General features: G+C 72.9%; 21 protein-coding genes. 15 read left to right on the top strand and 6 right to left on the bottom strand.

Going from position 1 to position 21,230, the window contains the following annotated elements:
- Positions 1-6: 6 nt before the first annotated feature.
- The 4 genes from alr to RKD23_RS15100 all read left to right on the top strand — a co-directional run bounded on the left by alr (position 7) and on the right by RKD23_RS15100 (position 3,253).
- Positions 7-1,179: an alanine racemase gene (gene alr, locus RKD23_RS15115; RefSeq protein ID WP_424854161.1), complete on the top strand. Its 1,173-nt coding sequence runs from the start codon at positions 7-9 to the stop codon at positions 1,177-1,179.
- Between the two features lie 40 nt (positions 1,180-1,219).
- Positions 1,220-2,458 (top strand): alpha/beta fold hydrolase, encoded by a 1,239-nt coding sequence (locus tag RKD23_RS15110; protein ID WP_424854160.1) that lies wholly within the window; start codon positions 1,220-1,222, stop codon positions 2,456-2,458.
- On the top strand, positions 2,427-2,936 hold the full coding sequence (tsaE, locus tag RKD23_RS15105; RefSeq protein ID WP_424854159.1) for a tRNA (adenosine(37)-N6)-threonylcarbamoyltransferase complex ATPase subunit type 1 TsaE: 510 nt from the start codon (positions 2,427-2,429) through the stop codon (positions 2,934-2,936). The genes RKD23_RS15110 and tsaE overlap by 32 nt, the downstream gene beginning before the upstream one ends.
- Positions 2,937-3,112: 176 nt before the next feature.
- Positions 3,113-3,253, top strand: a complete 141-nt coding sequence (locus RKD23_RS15100; RefSeq protein ID WP_424858447.1) for a hypothetical protein — start codon at positions 3,113-3,115, stop codon at positions 3,251-3,253.
- Here the strand turns inward: RKD23_RS15100 and RKD23_RS15095 are convergent.
- Positions 3,250-3,804 carry a hypothetical protein gene (locus tag RKD23_RS15095; RefSeq protein ID WP_424854158.1) on the bottom strand — a complete coding sequence of 185 codons (555 nt, stop codon included), beginning with the start codon at positions 3,802-3,804 and terminating at the stop codon, positions 3,250-3,252. The two genes, RKD23_RS15100 and RKD23_RS15095, sit on opposite strands and share 4 nt — an antisense overlap.
- Before the next feature lie 108 nt (positions 3,805-3,912).
- Here RKD23_RS15095 and tsaB point away from each other — a divergent pair, with 108 nt between their 5' ends.
- The 4 genes from tsaB to RKD23_RS15075 are packed head-to-tail and all read left to right on the top strand — an operon-like array spanning position 3,913 to position 6,401.
- Positions 3,913-4,569 carry a tRNA (adenosine(37)-N6)-threonylcarbamoyltransferase complex dimerization subunit type 1 TsaB gene (gene tsaB, locus RKD23_RS15090; RefSeq protein WP_404043638.1) on the top strand — a complete coding sequence of 219 codons (657 nt, stop codon included), beginning with the start codon at positions 3,913-3,915 and terminating at the stop codon, positions 4,567-4,569.
- A 32-nt stretch (positions 4,570-4,601) separates the two neighbouring features.
- Positions 4,602-5,072, top strand: coding sequence for a ribosomal protein S18-alanine N-acetyltransferase (gene rimI, locus RKD23_RS15085; protein ID WP_424858245.1), 471 nt, complete (start codon positions 4,602-4,604; stop codon positions 5,070-5,072).
- Positions 5,065-6,150, top strand: a complete 1,086-nt coding sequence (tsaD, locus tag RKD23_RS15080; RefSeq protein ID WP_424854157.1) for a tRNA (adenosine(37)-N6)-threonylcarbamoyltransferase complex transferase subunit TsaD — start codon at positions 5,065-5,067, stop codon at positions 6,148-6,150. Before rimI ends, tsaD begins: the two co-directional genes overlap by 8 nt.
- Positions 6,147-6,401, top strand: a complete 255-nt coding sequence (locus tag RKD23_RS15075) for a hypothetical protein (RefSeq protein ID WP_424854156.1) — start codon at positions 6,147-6,149, stop codon at positions 6,399-6,401. Before tsaD ends, RKD23_RS15075 begins: the two co-directional genes overlap by 4 nt.
- Positions 6,402-6,413: 12 nt before the next feature.
- Here the strand turns inward: RKD23_RS15075 and RKD23_RS15070 are convergent, their stop codons facing one another.
- The 4 genes from RKD23_RS15070 to RKD23_RS15055 are packed head-to-tail and all read right to left on the bottom strand — an operon-like array spanning position 6,414 to position 11,917.
- A complete protein-coding gene (locus RKD23_RS15070; RefSeq protein WP_424854155.1) occupies positions 6,414-8,708 on the bottom strand; it encodes a glycoside hydrolase family 3 N-terminal domain-containing protein in 2,295 nt (764 codons plus the stop codon).
- Between the two features lie 44 nt (positions 8,709-8,752).
- Positions 8,753-9,658, bottom strand: coding sequence for a carbohydrate ABC transporter permease (locus tag RKD23_RS15065; RefSeq protein ID WP_424854154.1), 906 nt, complete (start codon positions 9,656-9,658; stop codon positions 8,753-8,755).
- Positions 9,659-9,662: 4 nt separating this feature from the next.
- Entirely contained in the window at positions 9,663-10,541 is an 879-nt protein-coding gene (locus RKD23_RS15060; RefSeq protein WP_424858244.1) for a carbohydrate ABC transporter permease, read from the bottom strand.
- A gap of 29 nt (positions 10,542-10,570) precedes the next feature.
- Positions 10,571-11,917, bottom strand: coding sequence for an ABC transporter substrate-binding protein (locus tag RKD23_RS15055; RefSeq protein ID WP_424854153.1), 1,347 nt, complete (start codon positions 11,915-11,917; stop codon positions 10,571-10,573).
- A gap of 140 nt (positions 11,918-12,057) precedes the next feature.
- Between RKD23_RS15055 and RKD23_RS15050 the strand changes: the two genes are divergently transcribed.
- The 5 genes from RKD23_RS15050 to RKD23_RS15030 all read left to right on the top strand — a co-directional run bounded on the left by RKD23_RS15050 (position 12,058) and on the right by RKD23_RS15030 (position 17,515).
- The gene (locus tag RKD23_RS15050; RefSeq protein ID WP_424854152.1) at positions 12,058-13,113 is read left to right on the top strand and encodes a LacI family DNA-binding transcriptional regulator; all 1,056 of its coding nucleotides are present in this window, start codon (positions 12,058-12,060) and stop codon (positions 13,111-13,113) included.
- A gap of 124 nt (positions 13,114-13,237) precedes the next feature.
- Positions 13,238-14,587 (top strand): endo-1,4-beta-xylanase, encoded by a 1,350-nt coding sequence (locus tag RKD23_RS15045; RefSeq protein ID WP_424854151.1) that lies wholly within the window; start codon positions 13,238-13,240, stop codon positions 14,585-14,587.
- Between the two features lie 99 nt (positions 14,588-14,686).
- The gene (locus RKD23_RS15040) at positions 14,687-15,739 is read left to right on the top strand and encodes an LCP family protein (protein ID WP_424854150.1); all 1,053 of its coding nucleotides are present in this window, start codon (positions 14,687-14,689) and stop codon (positions 15,737-15,739) included.
- A 94-nt stretch (positions 15,740-15,833) separates the two neighbouring features.
- Positions 15,834-16,196 (top strand): YciI family protein, encoded by a 363-nt coding sequence (locus RKD23_RS15035; protein WP_424854149.1) that lies wholly within the window; start codon positions 15,834-15,836, stop codon positions 16,194-16,196.
- 98 nt (positions 16,197-16,294) lie between these two features.
- Positions 16,295-17,515 carry an RNA polymerase sigma factor gene (locus RKD23_RS15030; protein WP_424858243.1) on the top strand — a complete coding sequence of 407 codons (1,221 nt, stop codon included), beginning with the start codon at positions 16,295-16,297 and terminating at the stop codon, positions 17,513-17,515.
- A 44-nt stretch (positions 17,516-17,559) separates the two neighbouring features.
- On the opposite strand, the gene RKD23_RS15025 is transcribed toward RKD23_RS15030, so the two are convergent.
- Entirely contained in the window at positions 17,560-18,720 is a 1,161-nt protein-coding gene (locus RKD23_RS15025) for a THUMP-like domain-containing protein (RefSeq protein WP_424854148.1), read from the bottom strand.
- Between the two features lie 186 nt (positions 18,721-18,906).
- On the opposite strand from RKD23_RS15025, the gene RKD23_RS15020 reads away from it, so the two are divergent.
- Both RKD23_RS15020 and RKD23_RS15015 read left to right on the top strand, forming a co-directional pair.
- Positions 18,907-19,929, top strand: a complete 1,023-nt coding sequence (locus tag RKD23_RS15020; RefSeq protein ID WP_424854147.1) for a polysaccharide deacetylase family protein — start codon at positions 18,907-18,909, stop codon at positions 19,927-19,929.
- Positions 19,930-20,351: 422 nt separating this feature from the next.
- Positions 20,352-21,176: a polysaccharide deacetylase family protein gene (locus RKD23_RS15015; protein WP_424854146.1), complete on the top strand. Its 825-nt coding sequence runs from the start codon at positions 20,352-20,354 to the stop codon at positions 21,174-21,176.
- Positions 21,177-21,230: the final 54 nt, after the last annotated feature.

Below are 21,230 nucleotides of genomic sequence, written 5' to 3'. Positions count from 1 at the left end.
GGCGGGATGAGTGAGACTGCGTTCCTGCCCTCCGCCCCGCTGCGCGCCCGCGCCGAGATCGACCTGGCCGCGCTGCGGGCCAATGTGCGCACCCTGCGGGAGAAGGCGTCGGGCGCGGCCGTCATGGCCGTGGTGAAGTCCGACGCGTACGGCCACGGGGCGGTGCCGTGCGCCCGCGCGGCTCTGGCGGCGGGAGCGACCTGGCTGGGCACGGCCACACCGGAGGAGGCCCTGGCGCTGCGGGCCGCCGGGCTGACGGACGTACGCATCCTGTGCTGGCTGTGGACGCCCGGCGGGCCCTGGCGCGAGGCGATCGAGGCCGACGTCGACGTGTCCGTGAGCGCCCTGTGGGCCCTGCGCGAGGTCACCGCGGCCGTCCGGCAGGCGGGGACCCCCGCGCGGGTGCAGCTCAAGGCCGACACCGGTCTTGGCCGGGGCGGCTGCCAGCCGGGCGCCGACTGGACCGAGCTGGTCGCCGAGGCCCTGCGCGCCGAGCGCGAGGGGCTGATCCGGATCACCGGCCTGTGGTCGCACTTCGCCTGCGCCGACGAGCCCGGCCATCCGTCGATCGCCGCCCAGCTCACCCTCTTCCGGGAGATGCTGGCGTACGCCGAGCGGCAGGGCGTACGCCCCGAGGTGCGGCACATCGCCAACTCGCCGGCCACGCTCACGCTGCCCGAGACCCACTTCGACCTGGTCCGCACCGGCATCGCCGTCTACGGCATCTCGCCCGCCCCCGAGCTGGGCACCCCGGCCGAGCTGGGCCTGCGCCCGGTGATGACGCTGTCGGCGTCCCTGGCCCTGGTCAAGCACGTGCCCGGCGGTCACGGCATCTCCTACGGCCACCACTACACGACCCCCGGCGACACCACCCTCGCCCTGGTCCCCGTCGGCTACGCGGACGGCATCCCGCGCCACGCCTCCGGCGCCGGGCCGGTCCTGATCGGCGGCAAGTGGCGCACGGTCGCGGGGCGGATCGCGATGGACCAGTTCGTCGTCGACCTCGGCGGGGACGAGCCGTCGGCGGGCGACGAGGCCGTCCTGTTCGGCCCCGGCGACCGCGGCGAGCCCACCGCCGAGGACTGGGCGCAGGCCGCGGGCACCATCGCGTACGAGATCGTCACCCGGATCGGAAGCCGTGTGCCCCGCGTCCATGTGAACGGGGAAGAACAGGGGTAGCCGACCCCGGACCGGTGCGACACCTAGTGAGGAGCGGTACGTGAGCGAGAGCAGCGCGGAGGCCGTCGCGGCCGTCGCCTCCGCCACGGGGGCGGCGGCCACCGGGAGCTGGCGCCGGGCCACCGGCATCGCCGGTGTGGCGATAGGCGTCGTCGCGGCGGGCGCCGCGGCCGGGGTCGCCATAGAGCGGCTGACCGTGGGCCGCGGCATGCGGCAGAAGGCCCGCCTCGCCCTGGACTCCGCCGGCCCGTACGGCGCGCTGCGCGGCACGCCCGGCAAGGCGTACGCCGACGACGGCACCGAGCTGTACTACGAGGTCGACGAGGTCGACCCCGAGGGCGGCGGTGCTCCGAGGCGGCGCCGGCTGTTCGGCCGTAAGGCACCCGCCCCGGTCACGGTCGTCTTCAGCCACGGCTACTGCCTCAGCCAGGACTCCTGGCACTTCCAGCGGGCCGCGCTGCGGGGTGTCGTACGGACCGTGCACTGGGACCAGCGCAGCCACGGCCGGTCCGGGCGCGGAGTGGCGCAGGTCCAGGAGGAGGCGCCGCTCAGCATCGACCAGCTGGGGCGTGATCTGAAGGCCGTCGTCGACGCGGCCGTGCCGGACGGGCCGATCGTGCTGGTCGGGCACTCCATGGGCGGCATGACCATGATGGCGCTGGCCGCGCAGTACCCCGAGCTGATCCGGGAGCGGGTCGTCGCGGTCGCGCTCGTCGGTACGTCGTCGGGGCGGCTCGGCGAGGTCAACTTCGGGCTGCCTGTCGCCGGGGTGAACGCGGTGCGGCGGGTGCTGCCGGGCGTGCTGAAGGCGCTGGGGCAGCGGGCCGAGCTGGTGGAGAAGGGGCGGCGGGCGACGGCCGACCTGTTCGCCGGGATCATCAAGCGCTACTCGTTCGCGTCCCGGGACGTCGACCCGGCCGTGGCCCGGTTCGCCGAGCGGATGATCGAGGGCACGCCCATCGACGTGGTCGCCGAGTTCTACCCGGCCTTCACCGACCACGACAAGACGGACGCGCTCGCGCACTTCCGTGAGCTGCCGGTGCTGGTGCTGGCCGGGGTGCAGGACCTGGTCACGCCGAGTGAGCACAGCGAGGCGATCGCCGACCTGCTGCCGGACGCGGAGCTGGTGCTGGTGCCGGACGCGGGGCATCTGGTGATGCTGGAGCACCCGGAAGTGGTCACCGACCGGCTCGCCGACCTCCTCACCCGTGCGGGGGCCGTCCCGGCAGGAGCTACCGTGGGTGGCTATGGAAGCAGCAGCACCGCACAGCCGCGTTGAGACCCGGCTGACCGTGACCTCCCCCGACCAGATGCGTGAGCTCGGCCGGCGCCTGGCCGAGGTGGTGCGCGCGGGGGATCTTGTGATGCTCAGCGGGGAGCTGGGCGCGGGGAAGACGACGCTGACCCGGGGGCTCGGGGAGGGGCTCGGGGTGCGGGGGGCCGTGACCTCGCCGACGTTCGTCATCGCCCGGGTGCATCCGTCCCTGGGGGACGGGCCGCCGCTGGTGCATGTGGACGCGTACCGGCTCGGCGGGGGGCTCGACGAGATGGAGGACCTCGACCTCGATGTGTCGCTGCCGGAGTCGGTGGTGGTCGTGGAGTGGGGCGAGGGCAAGGTCGAGGAGCTGACCGAGGAGCGGTTGCAGGTCGTCATCCATCGGGCTGTGGGGGACACGACCGATGAGGTGCGGCGGGTGACGTTGACGGGCCTTGGTGCGCGGTGGGCTGCTGTGGATCTGGACGCGTTGGGCGCCTGAACGTCTGCCCTGTGCTGTTGTGTCGCGTCTGCCGCGCCGTCGTGGCCGTTCGCGCCCACGCGGCGGAGCCGCATACGGATACAGCCCCGCGCCCCTGAAGACAAGGCGTTGTCGGGGTGGGCGTTTCGTGGTTAGGTTTGCCTTACTAACTCCGCCGCCCACTCCAGGAGGCGTTCGTGAGCGCGACTGAACGAGACGACAAACAGCCCAGCGAGCCGTCCGTCATCTCCATGCGCGACCTGCTGGCGGCCTGCGCCGCCGCCACCGTCGTCTCCACGCCACCCCCGGCACCCCAGCCGGAGGCGGCTTGGCCCTAGCGGATCACCACGACCTTCCGGCCGATCGTCGCGAACTCCCACATCGCGTCGCCGTCCTTGCGGGACTCGCGGATGCCGCCCGTCCTGCGGTGCGGGTCGGGCGCGGGTGTGGAGCCGTTGCGGGCCGCGCTGAAGCCGACGGCGACGCCCTGGACGCTGGTGAAGCGGACCACGTGCTCGATGGGGGTGCCGTCCGTGCCGGTGACCGTGCTGGAGCGGGAGGTGACGGTGTAGGTGCCGGGGCGGGGGTCGACGGTGCCCGGGGTGACCTCGAAGGTCCGCAGGATCTTGTGGCCGGGGCCGACGAGCCAGACGCGGTCGTCGTCCACCGAGTACACGACACGTTCACCCGATCCGGACCCCGAGGGCAGGGCGGCGGGGTGCCTCCTGTCGCGGGGTGCCTTGACGGGGGAGACGTCCGAGGGGGAGAGCGCCTGCGGATGACTCAGCTCCGGCGGGACGTTCGCCGAGGCCTGGTAGGTGAGGAAGCCGACCGTGGCGACGGCCGCCGCGGTGAGGGCGGCCACGAACCCCGAGCTGCTGCTTGTCACCGTCGTCCACCTCTGCGTCGTACGTCCCGGTTCGTGGCGACGTTAGCAGTCGGTGCGCGGCCGACCGGGGCGGCCGTGCCCGCAGCGTGGGGGCCGTAGGCTGTTTGCGTGCTCTTGCTCGCTCTGGATACCGCCACTCCCGCCGTCACCGTCGCGCTGCACGACGGCACGGACGTCATCGCCTCGTCGAGCCAGGTGGACGCGCGCCGGCACGGCGAGCTGCTGCTGCCGGCCGTGGACCGTGTGCTGGCCGAGGCCGGACTGAAGCTCGACGCCGTCACCGGCGTCGTCGTCGGCATCGGCCCCGGCCCCTACACGGGTCTGCGCGTCGGTCTGATGACCGCCGACACCTTCGCCCTCGCGCTCGGCGTGCCCGTGCACGGCGTGTGCACGCTGGACGGCCTCGCCTACGCCGCCGACATCGAGAAGGGCCCCTTCGTCGTGGCGACCGACGCCCGGCGCAAGGAGGTCTACTGGGCGACGTACGCCGACTCCCGGACCCGGCTCACCGACCCGGCCGTCGACCGGCCCGCCGACATCGCGGAGCGGGTGGCCGGACTGCCCGCCGTGGGTGCCGGTGCGCTGCTCTACCCGGACACCTTCCCCAGCGCCCATGAGCCCGAGCATGTGTCGGCCGCGGCCCTGGCGTCCCTGGCCGCCGAGAAGCTCGCCGCGGGCGAGGAGCTCGAAGCGCCCCGGCCGCTGTATCTGCGCCGGCCGGACGCGCAGGTACCCAAGAACTACAAGGTGGTCACCCCCAAGTGACCGCACCCGTGACGACCCCGCGACTGCGCGAGATGCGCTGGTGGGACATCGACCCCGTGCTGGACCTGGAGAAGGACCTCTTCCCCGAGGACGCCTGGTCGCGGGGCATGTTCTGGTCCGAACTGGCCCATGCGCGGGGCCCCGGCTCCACTCGCCGCTATGTGGTCGCCGAGGACGGCGGGCGGATCGTCGGCTACGCGGGCCTGGCCTCCTCCGGCGGACTCGGCGATGTGCAGACCATCGCCGTGGCCCGCGACCAGCAGGGCACCGGGCTCGGCGCGCGGCTGCTGACCGAGCTGCTGCGCGCGGCGACCGCCTTCGAGTGCTCGGAGGTCATGCTGGAGTGCCGGGTGGACAACACCCGCGCCCAGCGGCTGTACGAACGCTTCGGCTTCGAACCCATCGGGTTCAGGCGCGGGTACTACCAGCCGGGGAACGTGGACGCCCTGGTGATGCGCCTGAACGACCCAGCGAACGCACAAGGAACCGAGAACAATGGCTGACGAACCCCTCGTTCTGGGGATCGAGACCTCCTGCGACGAGACCGGCGTCGGCATCGTCCGGGGCACCACGCTCCTCGCGGACGCCGTCGCCTCCAGCGTCGACGAGCACGCCCGGTTCGGCGGCGTCGTGCCCGAGGTGGCCTCGCGCGCCCATCTGGAGGCGATGGTCCCCACCATCGACCGTGCGCTGAAGGAGGCCGGCGTCAGCGCCCGTGACCTCGACGGCATCGCGGTCACCGCGGGGCCTGGCCTCGCGGGCGCGCTGCTGGTCGGCGTCTCGGCGGCCAAGGCGTACGCCTACGCCCTGGGCAAGCCGCTGTACGGCGTCAACCACCTCGCCTCGCACATCTGCGTCGACCAGCTGGAGCACGGCCCGCTGCCCGAGCCGACGATGGCCCTGCTGGTCAGCGGCGGCCACTCCTCGCTGCTGCTGTCCTCCGACATCACCTCCGACGTCCGCCCGATGGGCGCCACCATCGACGACGCGGCCGGCGAGGCCTTCGACAAGATCGCCCGCGTGCTGAATCTCGGCTTCCCCGGCGGCCCGGTCATCGACCGGTACGCCAAGGAGGGCGACCCGCAGGCCATCGCGTTCCCGCGCGGGCTGACCGGGCCGCGCGACCCGGCGTACGACTTCTCGTTCTCGGGCCTGAAGACGGCCGTGGCCCGCTGGATCGAGGCCAAGCGGGCCGCGGGCGAGGAGGTGCCGGTGCGTGATGTGGCGGCCTCCTTCCAGGAGGCGGTCGTCGACGTGCTCACCCGCAAGGCCGTACGGGCCTGCAAGGACGAGGGCGTCGACCACCTGATGATCGGCGGCGGTGTCGCGGCCAACTCGCGGCTGCGGGCGCTCGCCCAGGAGCGCTGCGAGCGGGCGGGCATCCGGCTGCGGGTGCCGCGGCCGAAGCTGTGCACCGACAACGGCGCGATGGTGGCCGCCCTCGGCGCCGAGATGGTCGCCCGCAACCGGGCCGCCTCCAGCTGGGACCTGTCGGCCGACTCCTCCCTGCCGGTGACGGACCCTCATGTGCCGGGCCACGACCATGTGCACGAGGTCAGCAAGGAGAACCTGTACCCGTGACGGTCGCCCTGATGTGGGAGGCGCGTGCCGTGCCCGGCCGGGGCGAGGAACTGCTCGCCTGGGCCCGGGCGCAGGAGCCGGCCGACGGCCCCCTGCTGCGCCGCGAGACCTTCCGCGCGCCGCAGGACCGGGTGCTCGTCATCACCTGGTGGGACGCGCCCTACGACGCCGACCTCCCCGAACTGCCGGAGCCGGACGGGGAGTTGGTGACCCGGGCGGTGCACCGCTGGCGGTTCGAGTCGGTCGGCTGACGCCCGCCGGGCTCAGCTCGCCTCCGACTCGCAGCGCAGCCGGCGCGTCCCGTCCAGGACGCGCGTGTCCCCGGTCAGCCGCAGTCGCACGGTGTGCCGTACGTCCGTGCTGGACGCGCCCACCCGCAGCTCCAGGTCGCCCGGTTCGACGATCCGCCGGCCGCGCGTGTCCGTGAAGGAGGACAGGTCGGTGTGGAAGCGGAAGGTGACGCGGGCGGACTCGCCGGGGTCGAGGTCGAGGCGGTGGTAGCCGACGAGGCGGATGTCGGGGCGGGTGACGGAGGCCACGGGATCGTGCAGATAGAGCTGGACGACCTCGGTGCCCGCGCGTTCGCCGGTGTTGCGGACGGTGAGCGCCAGGTCGAGGGAGCCGTCGGTGGCGATGTCCGTGCCGTCGGTGAAGTCCTCCCAGGCGAAGGTCGTGTAGGAGCGGCCGTGCCCGAAGGGGTACAGCGGCGTCGGGTCCAGGCTGCTGACGTCCCCGGCCAGCCCGAGCGGCGGCTGGAGGTAGGTCCAGGGCTGCCCGCCCGGCCCCCGCGGCACGCTCACCGGGAGGCGGCCGGAGGGGTTCACCCGGCCGGACAGCACGCCCGCGAGCGCGGGTCCGCCCTCCTCGCCGGGGAAGAAGGCCTGCACGGTCGCGGCCAGCCGGTCGTGCCAGCGGCCCAGCGCGTAGGGGCGGCCGGTGAGCAGCACCAGCACCACCGGGACGCCGGTGGCGAGCAGGGCGTCGAGCAGCTCGCCCTGGACGCCGGGCAGCTGCAGGTCGGCCACGTCGCAGCCCTCGCCGGAGGTGCCCCGCCCGAACAGGCCGGAGCGGTCGCCGAGCACGGCCACGCACACATCGGCCTCGGTGGCCCGCGCGACGGCCTCCTCGAAACCGGCCGTGTCCGGGGTGTCCACCCCGCAGCCCTCGGCGAACGTCACCTTGGCGTCGGGGAGTTCGGCGCGCAGCGCGTCCAGGACGGTCGGGATGTCGACGCCCATGGGGATCTCGGGGTGCTGCACGCCCACATGGGAGGGGAAGGAGTAGCAGCCGAGCATGGCGAGCGGGTCGGTCGCGCGCGGGCCGACCACCGCGATCCGGGCGTCCGGGGGCAGCGGCAGCGTGGCATCGGGGTCGGCCAGCAGCACCACCGACTGCTCCGCGAGACGGCGGGCCAGCGCCCGGTTGGCGGGGGAGTCCAGGTCGACCGACTCGGGCACCTCGGGCTGCCAGTCCTCGTCCAGCAGGCCCAGCTCGCACTTCTGCAGCAGGACCCGGCGGGCCGCCCGGTCCACCAGCTCCTCGGGGATGCGGCCTTCCTGCACGGCGGTCAGCAGCGGGTCGCCGTAGCAGTCCAAGGTCGGCAGCTCGACGTCCACGCCCGCCGCGAGGGCCGCGTGCGCCGCCTCGGCCGAGCCGGCGGCCACCCGGTGCAGGGTGCGCAGGAAGTCGACGCCGAAGTAGTCGGAGACGACCGTGCCGGTGAACCCCCAGGTCTCCCTGAGGAGTTCGGTCAGCAGCCGGGCGTCGGCGGTCGCGGGCACACCGTCCGTCTCGTTGTACGCGGCCATCACCGACCGCGCCCCGCCCTCGCGCAGCGCCATCTCGAACGGCGGCAGCGTCACGTCCCCGAACTCGCGCACACCCGCGCGCACGGGGGCGAGGTTGCGGGCGCCCGCGGAGGACGCGTACCCGGCGAAGTGCTTGAGCGTGGCCACGATGCCGGCCGACTCCAGGCCCCGCACATAGGCGGCGCCGATGGTGCCCACCAGGTAGGGGTCCTCGCCGATGGTCTCCTCGACGCGGCCCCAGCGCGCATCGCGTACGACGTCCAGGACCGGCGCGAGGCCCTGGTGGACGCCGACCGTGCGCAGGTCGCGGCCGATGCTGCGGGCCATCTCCTCGACCAGGGCGGGGTCGAAGGAGGCGCCCCAGGCGAGCGGCACCGGGTAGGCGGTCGCGCCCCAGGCGGTGAAGCCGGCCAGGCACTCCTCGTGGGCCATCGCCGGGATGCCGAAGCGGCTCGCGGCGGCGATGGTGCGCTGGGCCGCGGCCAGGGAGCGGGCGCCTGCCGCCGCCTCGACGGGGGCCGTGCCGAAGGGCCGGGTGAGCTGCCCGAGCCCGTGGGTGATCAGCTCGTCCCACTCGTAGTCGGCGTTCATCTGGTCCTGGTGCGGGGCGACGCCGTCGCCGTCGGTGCCGGCACCCACCCAGACGCCGTACAGCTGGGCGGTCTTCTCCTGGAGGGACATCCGGGAGAGCAGGTCGTCGACGCGGTCGGAGGCGGGCAGGGCGCGGTCGCGCCAGGGGGCGGTGGTCATGAAACTCCTGTCAGAGTCGGGTGGGACGGCGGGTTGGCGTCGGTTCACTTGCCGCCCACGCCCATCAGGCCGCCGACGAGGGCGCGCCGGGCCACCAGGTAGACGGCGAAGATGGGGATGCCGGAGAGGACGACCGAGGCGAGCAGGGCGGGGATGTTCACGCCGAACTGGCTGACGTAGTTGAACAGGCCGAGGGTCAGCACCCGCGGTTCGTCGGACTGGGTGAAGATCAGCGGGAAGAGGAAGCCGTTCCAGGCCTGGAGCGCCGAGTAGATGACGACCGTGCTGATGCCGCCCTTGGCCAGCGGGATCGTCAGCCGGAAGAGCTGCCTGAGCGCGCTCGCCCCGTCCAGCGCCATCGCCTCGTACAGCTCCTCCGAGATGTCCCGGAGCGTGCCGACGAGCACCAGCACCGAGACCGGCATCGCGAACGCGGCCGTCGGCAGGATGACCGCGAGGAGGGTGTCGTAGAGGTCGAGCTTGGCGATCAGCAGGTACAGCGGGACGACCACCGCCTGCGCGGGGATCGCCACGCCCAGCAGGAACAGCCGGAAGGCGGCGCCGGACCAGCGGTCGCGGGTGCGGACGACGGCGTAGGCGAGGGGCACGCACAGCGCGAGCACGATGCCGACGACGGCGACCGCGACGATCGCGGTGTTGCTCAGCAGATGCCAGAAGCCGCTGTGCAGCACGGTGTTGTAGTTGTCGAGGGTCGGATGCGCGGGCGGCTTGAGGGGGTTGCCGGTGAGCGCCTGGTCGGGGCCGGTCAGGGACGCGGAGAGCATCGCGTAGACCGGGATCAGCACGATCACCAGCCAGATCAGCGCACCGGCGCCCGCGACCGGGTTGGGTCGCCGTGTCCAGTGGCGCCTGCGGCGAGAGGGCTTGTCCGCCGGCGGCGTCGTACGGCCGGAGGTCTTCGCCGGACGCGGCAGCGTGTCGTGGGACATCTCGTCACATCCCTTCGCGGGTGCTGCGCATGCCGCCGAAGCCGGTGAGCTTCACCAGCAGCAGGGACAGTCCGGTGGCGGCCAGGACCAGGAAGGAGGCGATGGCGCTGGCGTAGCCGAAGTCGTAGGAGCGGAAGCCCGCCTCGTACATCAGGTACGGCAGGATCGCGGTGTCCGTGCCGGGGCCGCCCTTGGTCAGGATCAGGACCGTCTCGAAGTAGGTCAGGGAGCCCACCACGATCAGGACCGTGGAGGTGGTCATGGTGTGCCGCAGCTGCGGCAGCGTGATGGAGAAGAACTGGCGGTAGCGTCCGGCGCCGTCGATGGCCGCCGCCTGGTAGAGGACCGGCGGGATCTGGCGGGCGCCGCCCTGGTAGATCAGGGTGTGCAGCGGGATGAACTGCCAGCCGCCGACGAAGACGATCGCGAGGAAGGCACCGGAGGACGAGCCCAGGATGTCCTTCTGGATGATGCCGAAGTTCGGGTCGAGCAGCGCGTAGAAGAGCAGCGCGACCGCGGTCGACGACAGCAGCAGCGGCACGAAGAAGATCGCCGAGAGGACCGCGCGGTTGCGCTGCGGCCCCGCCGCCCACACGCCGAGCAGCAGCGAGACGACCGTCTGGAACAGCCAGCTGGCCACGGTCAGCATCACGGTGAGCTTGAGGGACTGGGTCAGCCGCGGGTCGTCGAGCAGCTTCCGCCAGTTCTCCAGGCCCACCGGGCGCGGGTCTCCCAGGCCGTCCCAGGAGGTGAAGGACAGATAGAAGGCCAGCGCCATCGGGACGACGGCGAAGAAGGTGAAGAACAGCACGCCCGGCAGGGCCCAGGAGGCGTGCGGGCGGATCCTGGTGGTCCGGGGGTTCCTGGTGTTCCGGGAGCGCATGCTGGTGTCCCGGGAGCGGCTGGTGGAGCTCACTTCAGCCCCTTGCACGCCGCCACGAACTCGCTCGGCGAGGACTTGCCCGCGAACAGCTTGCCGATCTCCGTCTGCATCCGGGTGCCCAGCTCGTCACCGAGGGCCTGGTCCCAGGAGAGGGTGAAGGCGGGGGCGTCCTCGACCATCTTGTACTGGAAGAGGGCGTACTCGGAGTTCGGGGCGTCGGCGAGCAGCAGGGCCGCGTTCGACGTCGTGGGGACGTCGCCGTTGGCGACCAGCGCGCGGGCGTACTCCTTGGACGCGCAGTCCTTGAGGAAGGCGATCGCGGCGTCCTTGTTGCGGGTTCGGGCGTTGACCGACCAGTAGTTCGTGGGGTTGCCCACCACGTTGCGCGGGGAGCCCTTGCCGCCCTCGACCTGCGGGAAGGCCGCCCAGCCCAGGTTCTTCCTGGCGAAGTCGGGGAACTTGCCGAGCTGCGTGGAGTACTCCCAGGAGCCCATCAGATGCATGGCCGCCTTGCCCCGGGCGAAGACCGCGGGGGCGCCGCCGTTGACGTACGACACGGAGGTGAACTTCGAGCCGAAGGCGCCGTCGTCGATCAGTTCCTTGACCATCTCGGCGGCCTTCAGCACCGCCGGGTCGCCCCAGCCCTCGGCGTCGCCGTCCTGGATGCGCTTGAACACCTCGGGGCCGCCGAGCCGGTCGACCAGGTACTCCAGCCACATCAGCTCCGGCCACACGTCGGAGCCGCCGAGCGCGAACGGGGTGATGCCGGCCTTCTTGAGCTTGGTGTTGATGTCGAGCAGCTGGTCCCAGGTGGTGGGCGGCTGGAGGTTCTGCTCGGCGAAGACGGTCTTGTTGAAGAAGAGGATCACCGGCTGCATGCCGCGCATCGGGATGCCGTAGTGGCGCCCCTTGAGGTCGCCGGCCGCGAGGACGGAGGGCAGGAAGCCGCTCTTCAGGACCGGGTCGTTCTCTATGACGTCGGTGAGGTCGACGAGCTTGCCCGCCTCCTCGTACGCCTTGATGGAGCCGCCGCCCCAGTTGAAGAACAGGTCCGGCGCGCTGGGCGAGCCCATGGCCGTGCGCAGCTTGGGCGAGTAGTCGGAGCCGGGCACCTTCTGCAGGCGGATCCGGCCGCCGGTCTTCTTGGCGGCGGCGGAGGCGTTGAAGCGGTCGACGGCGGCCTGCTGCACCTTCACCGCGTCGTCGCCGTAGACGAAGGCGGTGAGCGTGCCGCCGCTTCCGCTCTGGCCGCCGCTGTCTCCGCAGGCGGCCAGGGCGGGTGTGGTGAGCGCGGCGGCGCCCGCGCCGAGGACCCAGCGCCTGCTGAACGTGCGTCCGCCGTCGGACGGCTTGGAGGACGGCGTGGTGGACCCCATGACAGCACCTCTCCCGGGAAGTGTCAGAACCTGTGTCGAACGAACTGAGCGAAAGATTCGGGCTGAATTACGAATGTTCCGGGAAGGTATGGCGACAGAGGGGGTCCGTCAAGACCGTGCGCAGAGATACGATCGCCGACATGACAGCTCCGGAATCCGCTGAAGCCCATACGGCAGCCCGCTCGGCGCAGACCGCGACCCTCGCCGAGATCGCCCGCGAGGCCGGGGTCTCCGCGCCGACTGTTTCGAAGGTCCTCAACGGCAGAGCCGATGTGGCGCCCGGGACGCGGATGCGCGTCGAGGAGCTGCTGCGCGCCCACGGCTACCGGCGCCGACGCGCCGAGGCGACCCGCTCCCCGCTGATCGACCTGGTCTTCCACGAGCTGGAGAGCGCCTGGGCGCTGGAGGTCATCCGGGGCGTGGAGAACGTGGCGCGCGACGCGGGGCTGAGCGTGGTGCTCTCCGAGATCGCCGGGCGCCTCACCCCGGGCCGCACCTGGGCCGACCAGGTCGCGGCCCGCCGCCCGCACGGCGTGATCCTGGTGCTGTCCGAGCTGGACGAGTCCCAGCGGGCGCTGCTGACCAGCCGCTCCATCCCGTTCGTGGTGATGGACCCGGCCGGCGACCCGGGCTCCGACGTGCCCTCGATCGGCGCCACCAACTGGCAGGGGGGCCTCGCCGCGACCCGGCACCTGGTGGAACTCGGCCACACCCGCATCGGCGCGATCAGCGGGCCCTTGCGGATGATGTGCAGCCGCGCCCGCGTCGACGGCTACCGGGCCGCGCTGGAGACGGCCGAACTGCCGGTGGACCCCTCGCTGGTCGTCACCGGCGACTTCCACCACGAGGCCGGCTACCAGCTGGGCCTGGAGCTGCTGCGCCGCCCCGACCGGCCGACCGCCGTCTTCGCGGGCAACGACCTCCAGGCGCTCGGGCTGTACGAGGCCGCGCGCGAGCTGGGGCTGCGCGTCCCGGAGGACCTGAGCGTGGTCGGCTTCGACGATCTGCCGGTGGCCCGCTGGGTGGGCCCGCCGCTGACGACCGTACGGCAGCCGCTGACCGAGATGGCCGAGGCGGCGGCCCGGCTGGTGCTGGAGCTGGCGCGCGGGGACGCGGGTGCCCCGGCGGCGACGCGGGTGGAGCTGGCGACGAGCCTGGTGGTGCGCAGCAGCACGGCCGCGCCCGGAGGGGTCTGAGGTGCTCCTGGGGGTCGCTGGCCGGAAGTTGACCTATTGACGAGTGGGGCGTGCGCCTCCACACTCCTCCGAAGCCAATCGGTTGCACCACCGAAACATTCGGAACTTTCGGAGGCACCCGCACATGAGATCCCTCAGATCCGGCCTCGTCACTCTCGTCACCGGACTCACCGCGCTCGGCGCCCTGCTCGTGGCGGCGCCCGGAGCCCAGGCCGCCGACACGCCGCTGCGCGACCTCGCCGCCGCCAAGGGCAAGGTCATCGGCTCGGCGGTGAACCCCGCCAAGCTCACCGGCACCTACGGCGACATCGCCGGCCGCGAGTTCAACTCGGTCACCCCCGACAACGCCATGAAGTGGGAGTCGGTCGAGCCGAGCCGGGGCAGCTTCAACTGGGCCCCGGCCGACCAGGTCGTCAGCTTCGCCACCGCCCACAACCAGCAGGTGCGCGGCCACACCCTGGTCTGGCACAGCCAGAACCCGGGCTGGCTGGCCAACGGCACCTGGACCCAGGCGCAGTTGAGCAGCATCCTCCAGGACCACATCACCACCGAGATGACCCGCTACAAGGGCCGCATCGCCGCCTGGGACGTGGTCAACGAGGCGTTCAACGAGGACGGCACCTACCGGTCCACGATCTGGTCCAACGGTCTCGGCCAGGACTACATCGCGCAGGCCCTGACCTGGGCGCGGGCCGCCGACCCCGGCGCCAAGCTGTACATCAACGACTACAACGTCGAGGGCGTCAACGCGAAGTCCACCGCCCTGTACAACCTGGTGAAGTCGCTGAAGGAGCGCGGCGTCCCGATCGACGGCGTGGGCCTGCAGGCGCACCTGATCCTCGGTCAGGTGCCCTCCAGTCTCCAGCAGAACATCCAGCGCTTCGCCGACCTCGGCGTGGACGTGGCCATCACCGAACTCGACATCCGGATGCAGCTGCCGGCGACCGACGCCAAGCTCGCCCAGCAGGCCGCCGACTACAAGGCCGTCATGGACGCCTGTGTGGCCGTCAGCCGGTGCGTCGGCGTGACGGTGTGGGGCTTCACCGACTCCGACTCCTGGGTCCCGGACGTGTTCGACGGGTACGGCGCGGCGACGCCGTACACCGAGAACTTCGCGCCGAAGCCGGCGTACTACGCGATCGCCGGCTCGCTGGGCGGCGGCACGACCCAGCCTCCGGGTGACGGCTGCACGGCGGTCTACAGCGTCGTCAACCAGTGGAGCACCGGCTTCACCGGGCAGGTGCGGATCTCCTGCTCGGGCGGCTCGCTGTCGTCCTGGCGGGCGAACTGGACCTTCGGAGCCGGACAGCGCGTCACCCAGGCCTGGAACGCGAACTGCACCCAGTCGGGGACGGCCGTCACCTGTTCCAACGCCTCGTACAACGGGACGGTTCCCGACGGGGGTTCGGTGACCTTCGGGTTCAACGGCACGTGGAGCGGGAGCAATCCGGCACCGGTGGTGACGCTGGGCTGAGGTGCAGCCGCCGGGGTCAACCCGAGAAATCTGAGATTTTCCGAAGAAAACACGGTGTGACGTTCCCGCCCGTAATGGTTCGGACGTACGTTCCTGCCCGTGACGGGACGCGACGGGAACGGCAGCGGCGGGAACGAGGACGAGGGCAGAAGAGCGGGCCGGCGGTCGGCAGTGCTGAAGACCGTCGGCCTGACTCTGGCGGGGGTGCTGGTGCTGGCCGGCGGTGCGGCGGCCTGGGCCTACTGGCGGCTCGACGACAACATCAAGGGCGTCGACATCGACCAGGCGCTGGGCGACGACCGGCCGCCCCGGCCGACGGCGTCGCAGTCCGCCGAGCCGGTGGACAGCGGGCCGCTGAACATCCTGGTGCTCGGCTCGGACACCCGCAGCGGCGCGGAGAACCAGCGGCTCGGCGGCGGGGACAGCGACGGCGGCCGCTCCGACAGCGCGATGATCGTCCACCTCGACCCGGGCCGTACGTCGGCCACCGTGGTCAGCATCCCGCGCGACACCCTGGTCGACCGGCCGTCCTGCCCGCTGCCGTCCGGAGGCACCTCGCAGCCGCGCCAGGGGGCGATGTTCAACTCGGCGTACGCGATCGGCGGCCCGGTGTGCGCGGTGAAGACCGCCGAGGAGCTCACCGACGTACGGATGGACCACTACGTCGAGCTCGACTTCGCCGGGTTCGCGGGGCTCGTGGACGCCGTCGGCGGAGTCACCGTCACCACCGACGAGGACATCGACGACGAGGACAGCCGTCTGCGGCTGGACGCGGGCACCCATCTGCTGGACGGCGAGCAGGCCCTCGCCCTGGCCCGCACCCGCCACGGCATCGGCGACGGCAGCGACCTCGGCCGGATCGCCCTCCAGCAGCAGCTCGTCAAGGCCCTGCTGGAGCAGGTCTCCTCGGCGGGCCTGCTCACCGACCCGGGCCACCTCTACCGGGTCGCCGACACGGTGACCTCCGGCCTGACCACCGACACCGGCCTGGACTCGCTCGCCGAGCTGATGAGCCTCGGCCGCAGCCTGACGGGGCTGTCGGCGGACGGGGTGCGGACGGTCATGATGCCGGTCGTGCAGGCGCCCTGGGACCGCAACCGGGTGGTGCCGGACGAGCCGGAGGCCGGCGCGCTGTGGGAGTCGCTGCGCTGAAAAGTTTTTCCGGGGGCGTGTCGATCCGGGAGTCTCCCGTTCGACGCACAGGGTGAGAGCGGGGAAAGACCCCGCCGCAACCCGAGGAGCGACCATGCCCCGCTATCTGTCCCTGGTCCGTATCGAGGAGAACACCATCGACATGGCGTCCGCCGACCCCGGCTTCGAGGAGCGCATGGGCGCGCTGTTCGAGGAGATCACCAAGGCGGGGGTCATGCTGGACACCGCCGGGCTGAAGCCGACCGCCGAGTCCACCCGGGTCACCTGGTCGGACGGGAAGCTGTCGTACACCGACGGCCCGTTCACCGAGACCAAGGAGGTCGTCGGCGGCTACGCGCTGATGCAGTGCAAGGACATGGCCGAGGCGATCGAGTGGGGGAAGCGGTTCCTGGAGGTCCACCCGCCGCAGTGGACGGTGGGCCTGGAGATCCGCGAGATCGAGGAGATGGGGGGCTGAGCGCACGGCCGCCGTTGTCAGTGCCGTGTGCTGTCATGTGAGGTGTGACGGCACACGGCACAGACGCGGTCGCGGAGACGGTCGACACCGTCTTCCGGATGGAGTCCGCCCGGATCATCGCCGGTGTGGCGCGGATCGTCCGGGACGTCGGCATCGCCGAGGAGATCGCCCAGGACGCGCTCGTCGCCGCCCTGGAGCAGTGGCCCGAGGCCGGCATCCCGGACCGGCCGGGCGCCTGGCTGACCGCCACCGCCAAGCACCGCGCCATCGACCTGGTCCGGCGGCGCGAGACGTACGCGCGCAAGCTCGCCGAGGCCGGCCGTGAGCTGCCCGGAGAGGCCCTGGTGTCCGGGGTGGTGCACGACCCCGAGCCGTCGGGGCCCGGGGACATCGACGACGACGTGCTGCGGCTGATCTTCACCGCCTGCCACCCGGTGCTGTCCGCCGAGGCCCGCACGGCACTGACCCTGCGGCTCGTCGGCGGGCTGCGCACGGACGAGATCGCCCGCGCCTTCCTGGTCCCGGAGCCGACGCTCGCCCAGCGGATCGTGCGCGCGAAACGGACCCTCGCGAAGGCCGGGGTGCCCTTCGAGGTGCCGTACGGGACGGACCGGGCGGCCCGGCTCGGCTCGGTGCTGGAGGTCATCTACCTGATCTTCAACGAGGGGTACGCCGCCACCGCGGGCGACGACCTGCTGCGCCCCGCGCTGTGCGAGGACGCGCTGCGGCTCGCCCGGGTGCTGGCCGCGCTGATGCCGAAGGAACCCGAAGTGCACGGCCTGGCCGCCCTGCTGGAGTTCCAGGCCTCGCGGACCGCGGCGCGGACCGGGCCCGACGGGGAGCCGGTGCTGCTCGCCGACCAGAACCGGCGGCTGTGGAACCGGCTGCTGATCCGGCGCGGCTTCGCGGCCCTGGAGCGGGCCGTCGAGCTGGGCGGCGCCGCCGGTCCGTACGCCCTGCAGGCAGCGATCGCGGGCTGCCACGCGCGTGCCGCGACGTACGAGGACACCGACTGGCCCCGGATCGCCGCCCTCTACGGCCTGCTCGCCGCCCGGGTGCCGTCCCCGGTCGTCGAGCTCAACCGCGCGGTGGCCGTCTCCATGGCCGACGGCCCCGCCGAGGCCCTCGCGATCGTCGACGCCCTCGCCGCCGAGGGCGCCCTGCGCGACTACCACCTGCTCCCCAGCGTCCGCGGCGACCTGCTGACCCGCCTCGGCCGTACGACGGAGGCGCGCGCGGAGTTCGAACGGGCCGCGGGGCTGGCGCGCAACGACAAGGAGCGCGAGCTGTTGCTGCGCCGCGCGCGGGAAGGAGCGTAGGGCCTGGACGGGCCAGGGGCTGGGCCAGGGCCAGGGCCAGGGGCCTAGAGGGGCCGGCCGATGAGCATGGTCGGGGCGCCTGACACGCGCGTGAGGAACACCGTCGCCGCGTTCGGGCCCTGCGGCTTGACCTTCTTGCGCAGCTCCTCCGGCTCGACGGCCGAGCCGCGCTTCTTGACGGTCAGGATGCCGACCTCGCGCTCGCGCAACAGCGCCTTGAGCTTCTTGACGTTGAAGGGGAGCTGGTCGGTGATCTCGTAGGCGGTGGCGTAGGGGGTGGGGCGCAGGGCGTCGGAGGTGACGTAGGCGATGGTCTCGTCGAGGAGGCCGCCGTCGAGGGCCTCGGCGACCTCGGCGACCAGGTGGGCACGGATGACCGCGCCGTCGGGCTCGTAGAGGTAGCGGCCGAGGGGGCGGACCGGCGGGTTGGGCAGGCCGGTGCCGCGCAGGGTGTGCGGGCCGGGCAGCAGGGTCGCGCGGACGGCGCCCGGCTCCGTCCCGAACCACAGCACGGCCTCCTTCACATCGCCGCCGTCCGAGATCCACTCGGCCTCGGCGTCGGCGGGGACGGCCTCGTGCGGGATGCCGGGGGCGATCTTCAGCGCCGCGTGCCGGGCCCGGCCGGCCGCGCCCACGGCCCAGGACAGCGGCGGCGAGTAGGCCTCCGGGTCGAAGATCCGGCCGCGCCCGCCGCGCCGGGCGGGGTCGACGAACACGGCGTCGTACGGGGTCGTGTCGATCTCCGTGACATCCGCCTCGCGCACCTCGATCAGGTCGGCCAGCCCCAGCGCGTCGGCGTTGGCGCGGGCCGCCTGCGCGGTCAGCGGGTCGCGGTCCACGGCGAGGACGCGGATGCCCGCGCGGGCCAGGGCGATCGCGTCCCCGCCGATCCCGCAGCACAGGTCGGCGACGGAGGTGACGCCGAGGCCCTTGAGCTTGTCCGCGCGGTACGCCGCCACGCTCGCCCGCGTCGACTGCTCGACCCCGTTGGGCGTGAAGAACATCCGCCCCGCGTCCTCGGGCCCGAACTTCGCCACGGCCCGCTGCCGCAGCCGCGCCTGGCCGAGCGCGGCCGAGACCAGCTCGGCCGGGTGCTCGCGGCGCAGCCGGGTGGCGACGGCCAGCTCCTGCGCGGGGTCGGTGCCGCGTACCTCGTCGAGGAGGGCGCGGCCTTCGGGGGTGAGGAGGGCGTCGAGGTCGTTCACCGGGTCATTGTCGGCCAGTCGGTGGATGGTGTGCCCGCGGTGGCGGTGTCGGGCGGGGTTCGGGGCGGGGGACTGCGAGGATCCGGCGCCATGAGACTAGTAGTACAAAATGACAAAAGTCGGGCGTGGCGGGCTGGGGGTTCGCTCGGCCGGGTCCGCGGTCTGCGGGCCAGGGCCGCGCTCGCCGTGCTGGCGGCTGCCGCGGTCGCCTCGGGCTGCGCGGAGGGGAGTGGGTCGGGGGGCTCCGGCGGGCCTGGGGGGCCTGGGGGGCCCGGGGGGTTTGGCGGTCTCGTTGGTTCCGGTGGTTTTGTTGGTTCCGGCGATTCGGGCGGCTCGGGTGGTTCGGGCGACTCGGGTGGTTCGGGCGACTCGGGAGGCTCGCGCGTCTCGCGAGGTGAGGCGGCTCCCGCCCCCGGGCAGCAGCCGATCCTCAAGGCGCCCCCGGCCCGCGCCCTGGAGTCCTACGCGACGCGGCTGCGCGCCGAGCACATGGCCCGCGTGGCCGCCGCGAAACGCTGGGGCCTGAAGAAGGTGCCGCTCAGTGCCCCGGCCCCGCCCGCGAAGAAGCCGGTGATCACCACGCGCGAGGGCTTCGAGGTCGACGGACACGAGGAGTTGGGCCTCCCGCCCGTCTTCACCACGATCCCCACCCGGCAGAAGGTCGTCTTCCTCACCATCGACGACGGCGCCGAGAAGGACCCGGCGTTCCTGCGCATGATGAGCGAGCTGAAGATCCCGTACACCGCCTTCCTCAGCGACTTCCTGGTGAAGCAGGACTACGGGTACTTCAAGCGGATGCAGGACGGCGGCGTGGCCCTGAACAACCACACCCTGCACCACCCCTACCTGCCGGGCCTGTCCTACGCCGGCCAGAAGCGCGAGATCTGCGGCATGCAGGACGTGATCGAGAAGCGCTACGGCAAGCGCCCCGTCCTCTTCCGGCCGCCCTTCGGCAACTACAACGAGGCCACGCTGCGTGCCGCCAAAGCCTGCGGCGTGAAGTACGCCCCGCTGTGGAACGAGGAGGTCTTCGTCGACCGCTGGGAGTACCGCGAGTGGGACCGGAGCCTCCACCCCGGCGACATCGTCCTCAGCCACTTCCGGGGGCGGGAGGAGTGGAAGGGCACCATGCCCGACATGATCCGCCGGTTCCTGAAGAAGGTGACGGACGAGGGCTACGCGGTGGCCCGGCTGGAGGACTACCTGTGACGGTGCGGCGGCTGATCGCGGGCACGCTCACCGTGGCCGCCCTGCTGACGGGCTGCGCCCGGTCCGTCGACCCCGTCGAACGACCGGACCACAACGCGGCCCAGCTGCCCCAGACACCGGGCGTCCAGGCGCAGGGGGACGCCCGAGCGCCGGGGAGGGGCGGCGCGGGGGCGGACGGGGGTGGCACCCCGGGTGGAGGGGCGGGTGTGGGGAGAGGGGCGGGTGGGCGTTCCGGCGAAGGTGGGACATCCGACGCCGGTGAGCCTCGCCCGCGGGTCCCTGGTGGCACGCCTCGCGCTGACGCCGGTGGGCCTCGCGCGCGGGTGCCCGGTGGCGCGTCTCGCGCTGACGCCGGTGCGCCTCACGCGACCGGGCCGGACACCGACGCCGCCGCGCCCCACGCTGCCGGGTCTCGTTCCGCCGTGCCCCACGCCGCCGGGCCTCGCTCCGAAGCGCCTCACCGCGGCGGCCCTCACGCCGGGGCCTCCCGCGAGGCTGCACCTCCCACCGGAGCACCCCGCAGCGGGGCCCCGCGCTCCGACGCGCGGCAAAGTGCCGGGCGGCCCGCTGCCACCGGGTCGCGGCCCGCGTACCGGCGATGGGGGCTCACCGCGCCGCTGCCCCGCGCGCCGCACCCGGTCGACCGGCCGGACGCGGCGGGCTCCAGGCGCAAGGGCGGCGCGCTGCCGGTCGTCGCGCGGGTGCGGACCCGGGACCGGGTGGTGTTCCTGACGTACGACGACGGTGCCGAGCGGGACCCCCGGTTCGTCGACCTCGTACGAGAACTGCGGCTGCCGGTCAGCCTGTTCCTCACCGACAGCGTCGTAGGACCGGGCTACGCCCACTTCGCGCGGCTGCGCGCGGTCGGCGCGAGCGTGCAGAACCACACGCTCGACCACACCTACCTGCACGGCCTGCCGTACGCCGGTCAGCGCGCCGCGATCTGCGGGCAGCAGGAGAAGCTGCACGCCCGCTTCGGCGTCCGCCCGCGCCTCTTCCGCCCGCCCTACGGCGCGTACGACGCCACCACGCTGAGGGCGGCCGCCGACTGCGGCATCACGGCGGTCGTCCGCTGGGGCGCCACGGTCACCGGCACCCGGGCCCCCGCGGGACTGGCCCCGGGCGCGATCGTCTCCCTGCCCGCCGACGACCCGACCGCCCCGCCGCTGCGCGACCGGACGGTCGCCGTGCTGCGGGAGATCCAGCGCAAGGGACTGACGGTGGGGAGGCTGGAGGACTACCTGTAGCCCCGCCCGCATCCGCCGCGCCGCACGGCAATTGGCACTCCGCTTGACCGAGTG

Origin of the sequence: Streptomyces sp. SAI-170 (assembly GCF_049739565.1) — a bacterium.
Taxonomy (GTDB): domain Bacteria; phylum Actinomycetota; class Actinomycetes; order Streptomycetales; family Streptomycetaceae; genus Streptomyces.
Note: the sequence above shows the minus strand (reverse complement) of the source record. Positions and strands in the feature narration are given on the sequence as shown.

Coding starts and splice junctions, on each gene's coding strand:
- tsaE (WP_424854159.1), top strand. CDS start 2,427: ATGGAAGCAGCAGCACCGCACAGCCGCGTTGAGACCCGGCTGACCGTG.
- RKD23_RS15030 (WP_424858243.1), top strand. CDS start 16,295: ATGGAGTCCGCCCGGATCATCGCCGGTGTGGCGCGGATCGTCCGGGAC.
- RKD23_RS15055 (WP_424854153.1), bottom strand. CDS start 11,917: ATGGGGTCCACCACGCCGTCCTCCAAGCCGTCCGACGGCGGACGCACG.
- RKD23_RS15070 (WP_424854155.1), bottom strand. CDS start 8,708: ATGACCACCGCCCCCTGGCGCGACCGCGCCCTGCCCGCCTCCGACCGC.
- RKD23_RS15035 (WP_424854149.1), top strand. CDS start 15,834: ATGCCCCGCTATCTGTCCCTGGTCCGTATCGAGGAGAACACCATCGAC.
- RKD23_RS15050 (WP_424854152.1), top strand. CDS start 12,058: ATGACAGCTCCGGAATCCGCTGAAGCCCATACGGCAGCCCGCTCGGCG.
- RKD23_RS15045 (WP_424854151.1), top strand. CDS start 13,238: ATGAGATCCCTCAGATCCGGCCTCGTCACTCTCGTCACCGGACTCACC.
- RKD23_RS15060 (WP_424858244.1), bottom strand. CDS start 10,541: ATGCGCTCCCGGAACACCAGGAACCCCCGGACCACCAGGATCCGCCCG.
- rimI (WP_424858245.1), top strand. CDS start 4,602: ATGCGCTGGTGGGACATCGACCCCGTGCTGGACCTGGAGAAGGACCTC.
- alr (WP_424854161.1), top strand. CDS start 7: ATGAGTGAGACTGCGTTCCTGCCCTCCGCCCCGCTGCGCGCCCGCGCC.
- tsaD (WP_424854157.1), top strand. CDS start 5,065: ATGGCTGACGAACCCCTCGTTCTGGGGATCGAGACCTCCTGCGACGAG.
- RKD23_RS15065 (WP_424854154.1), bottom strand. CDS start 9,658: ATGTCCCACGACACGCTGCCGCGTCCGGCGAAGACCTCCGGCCGTACG.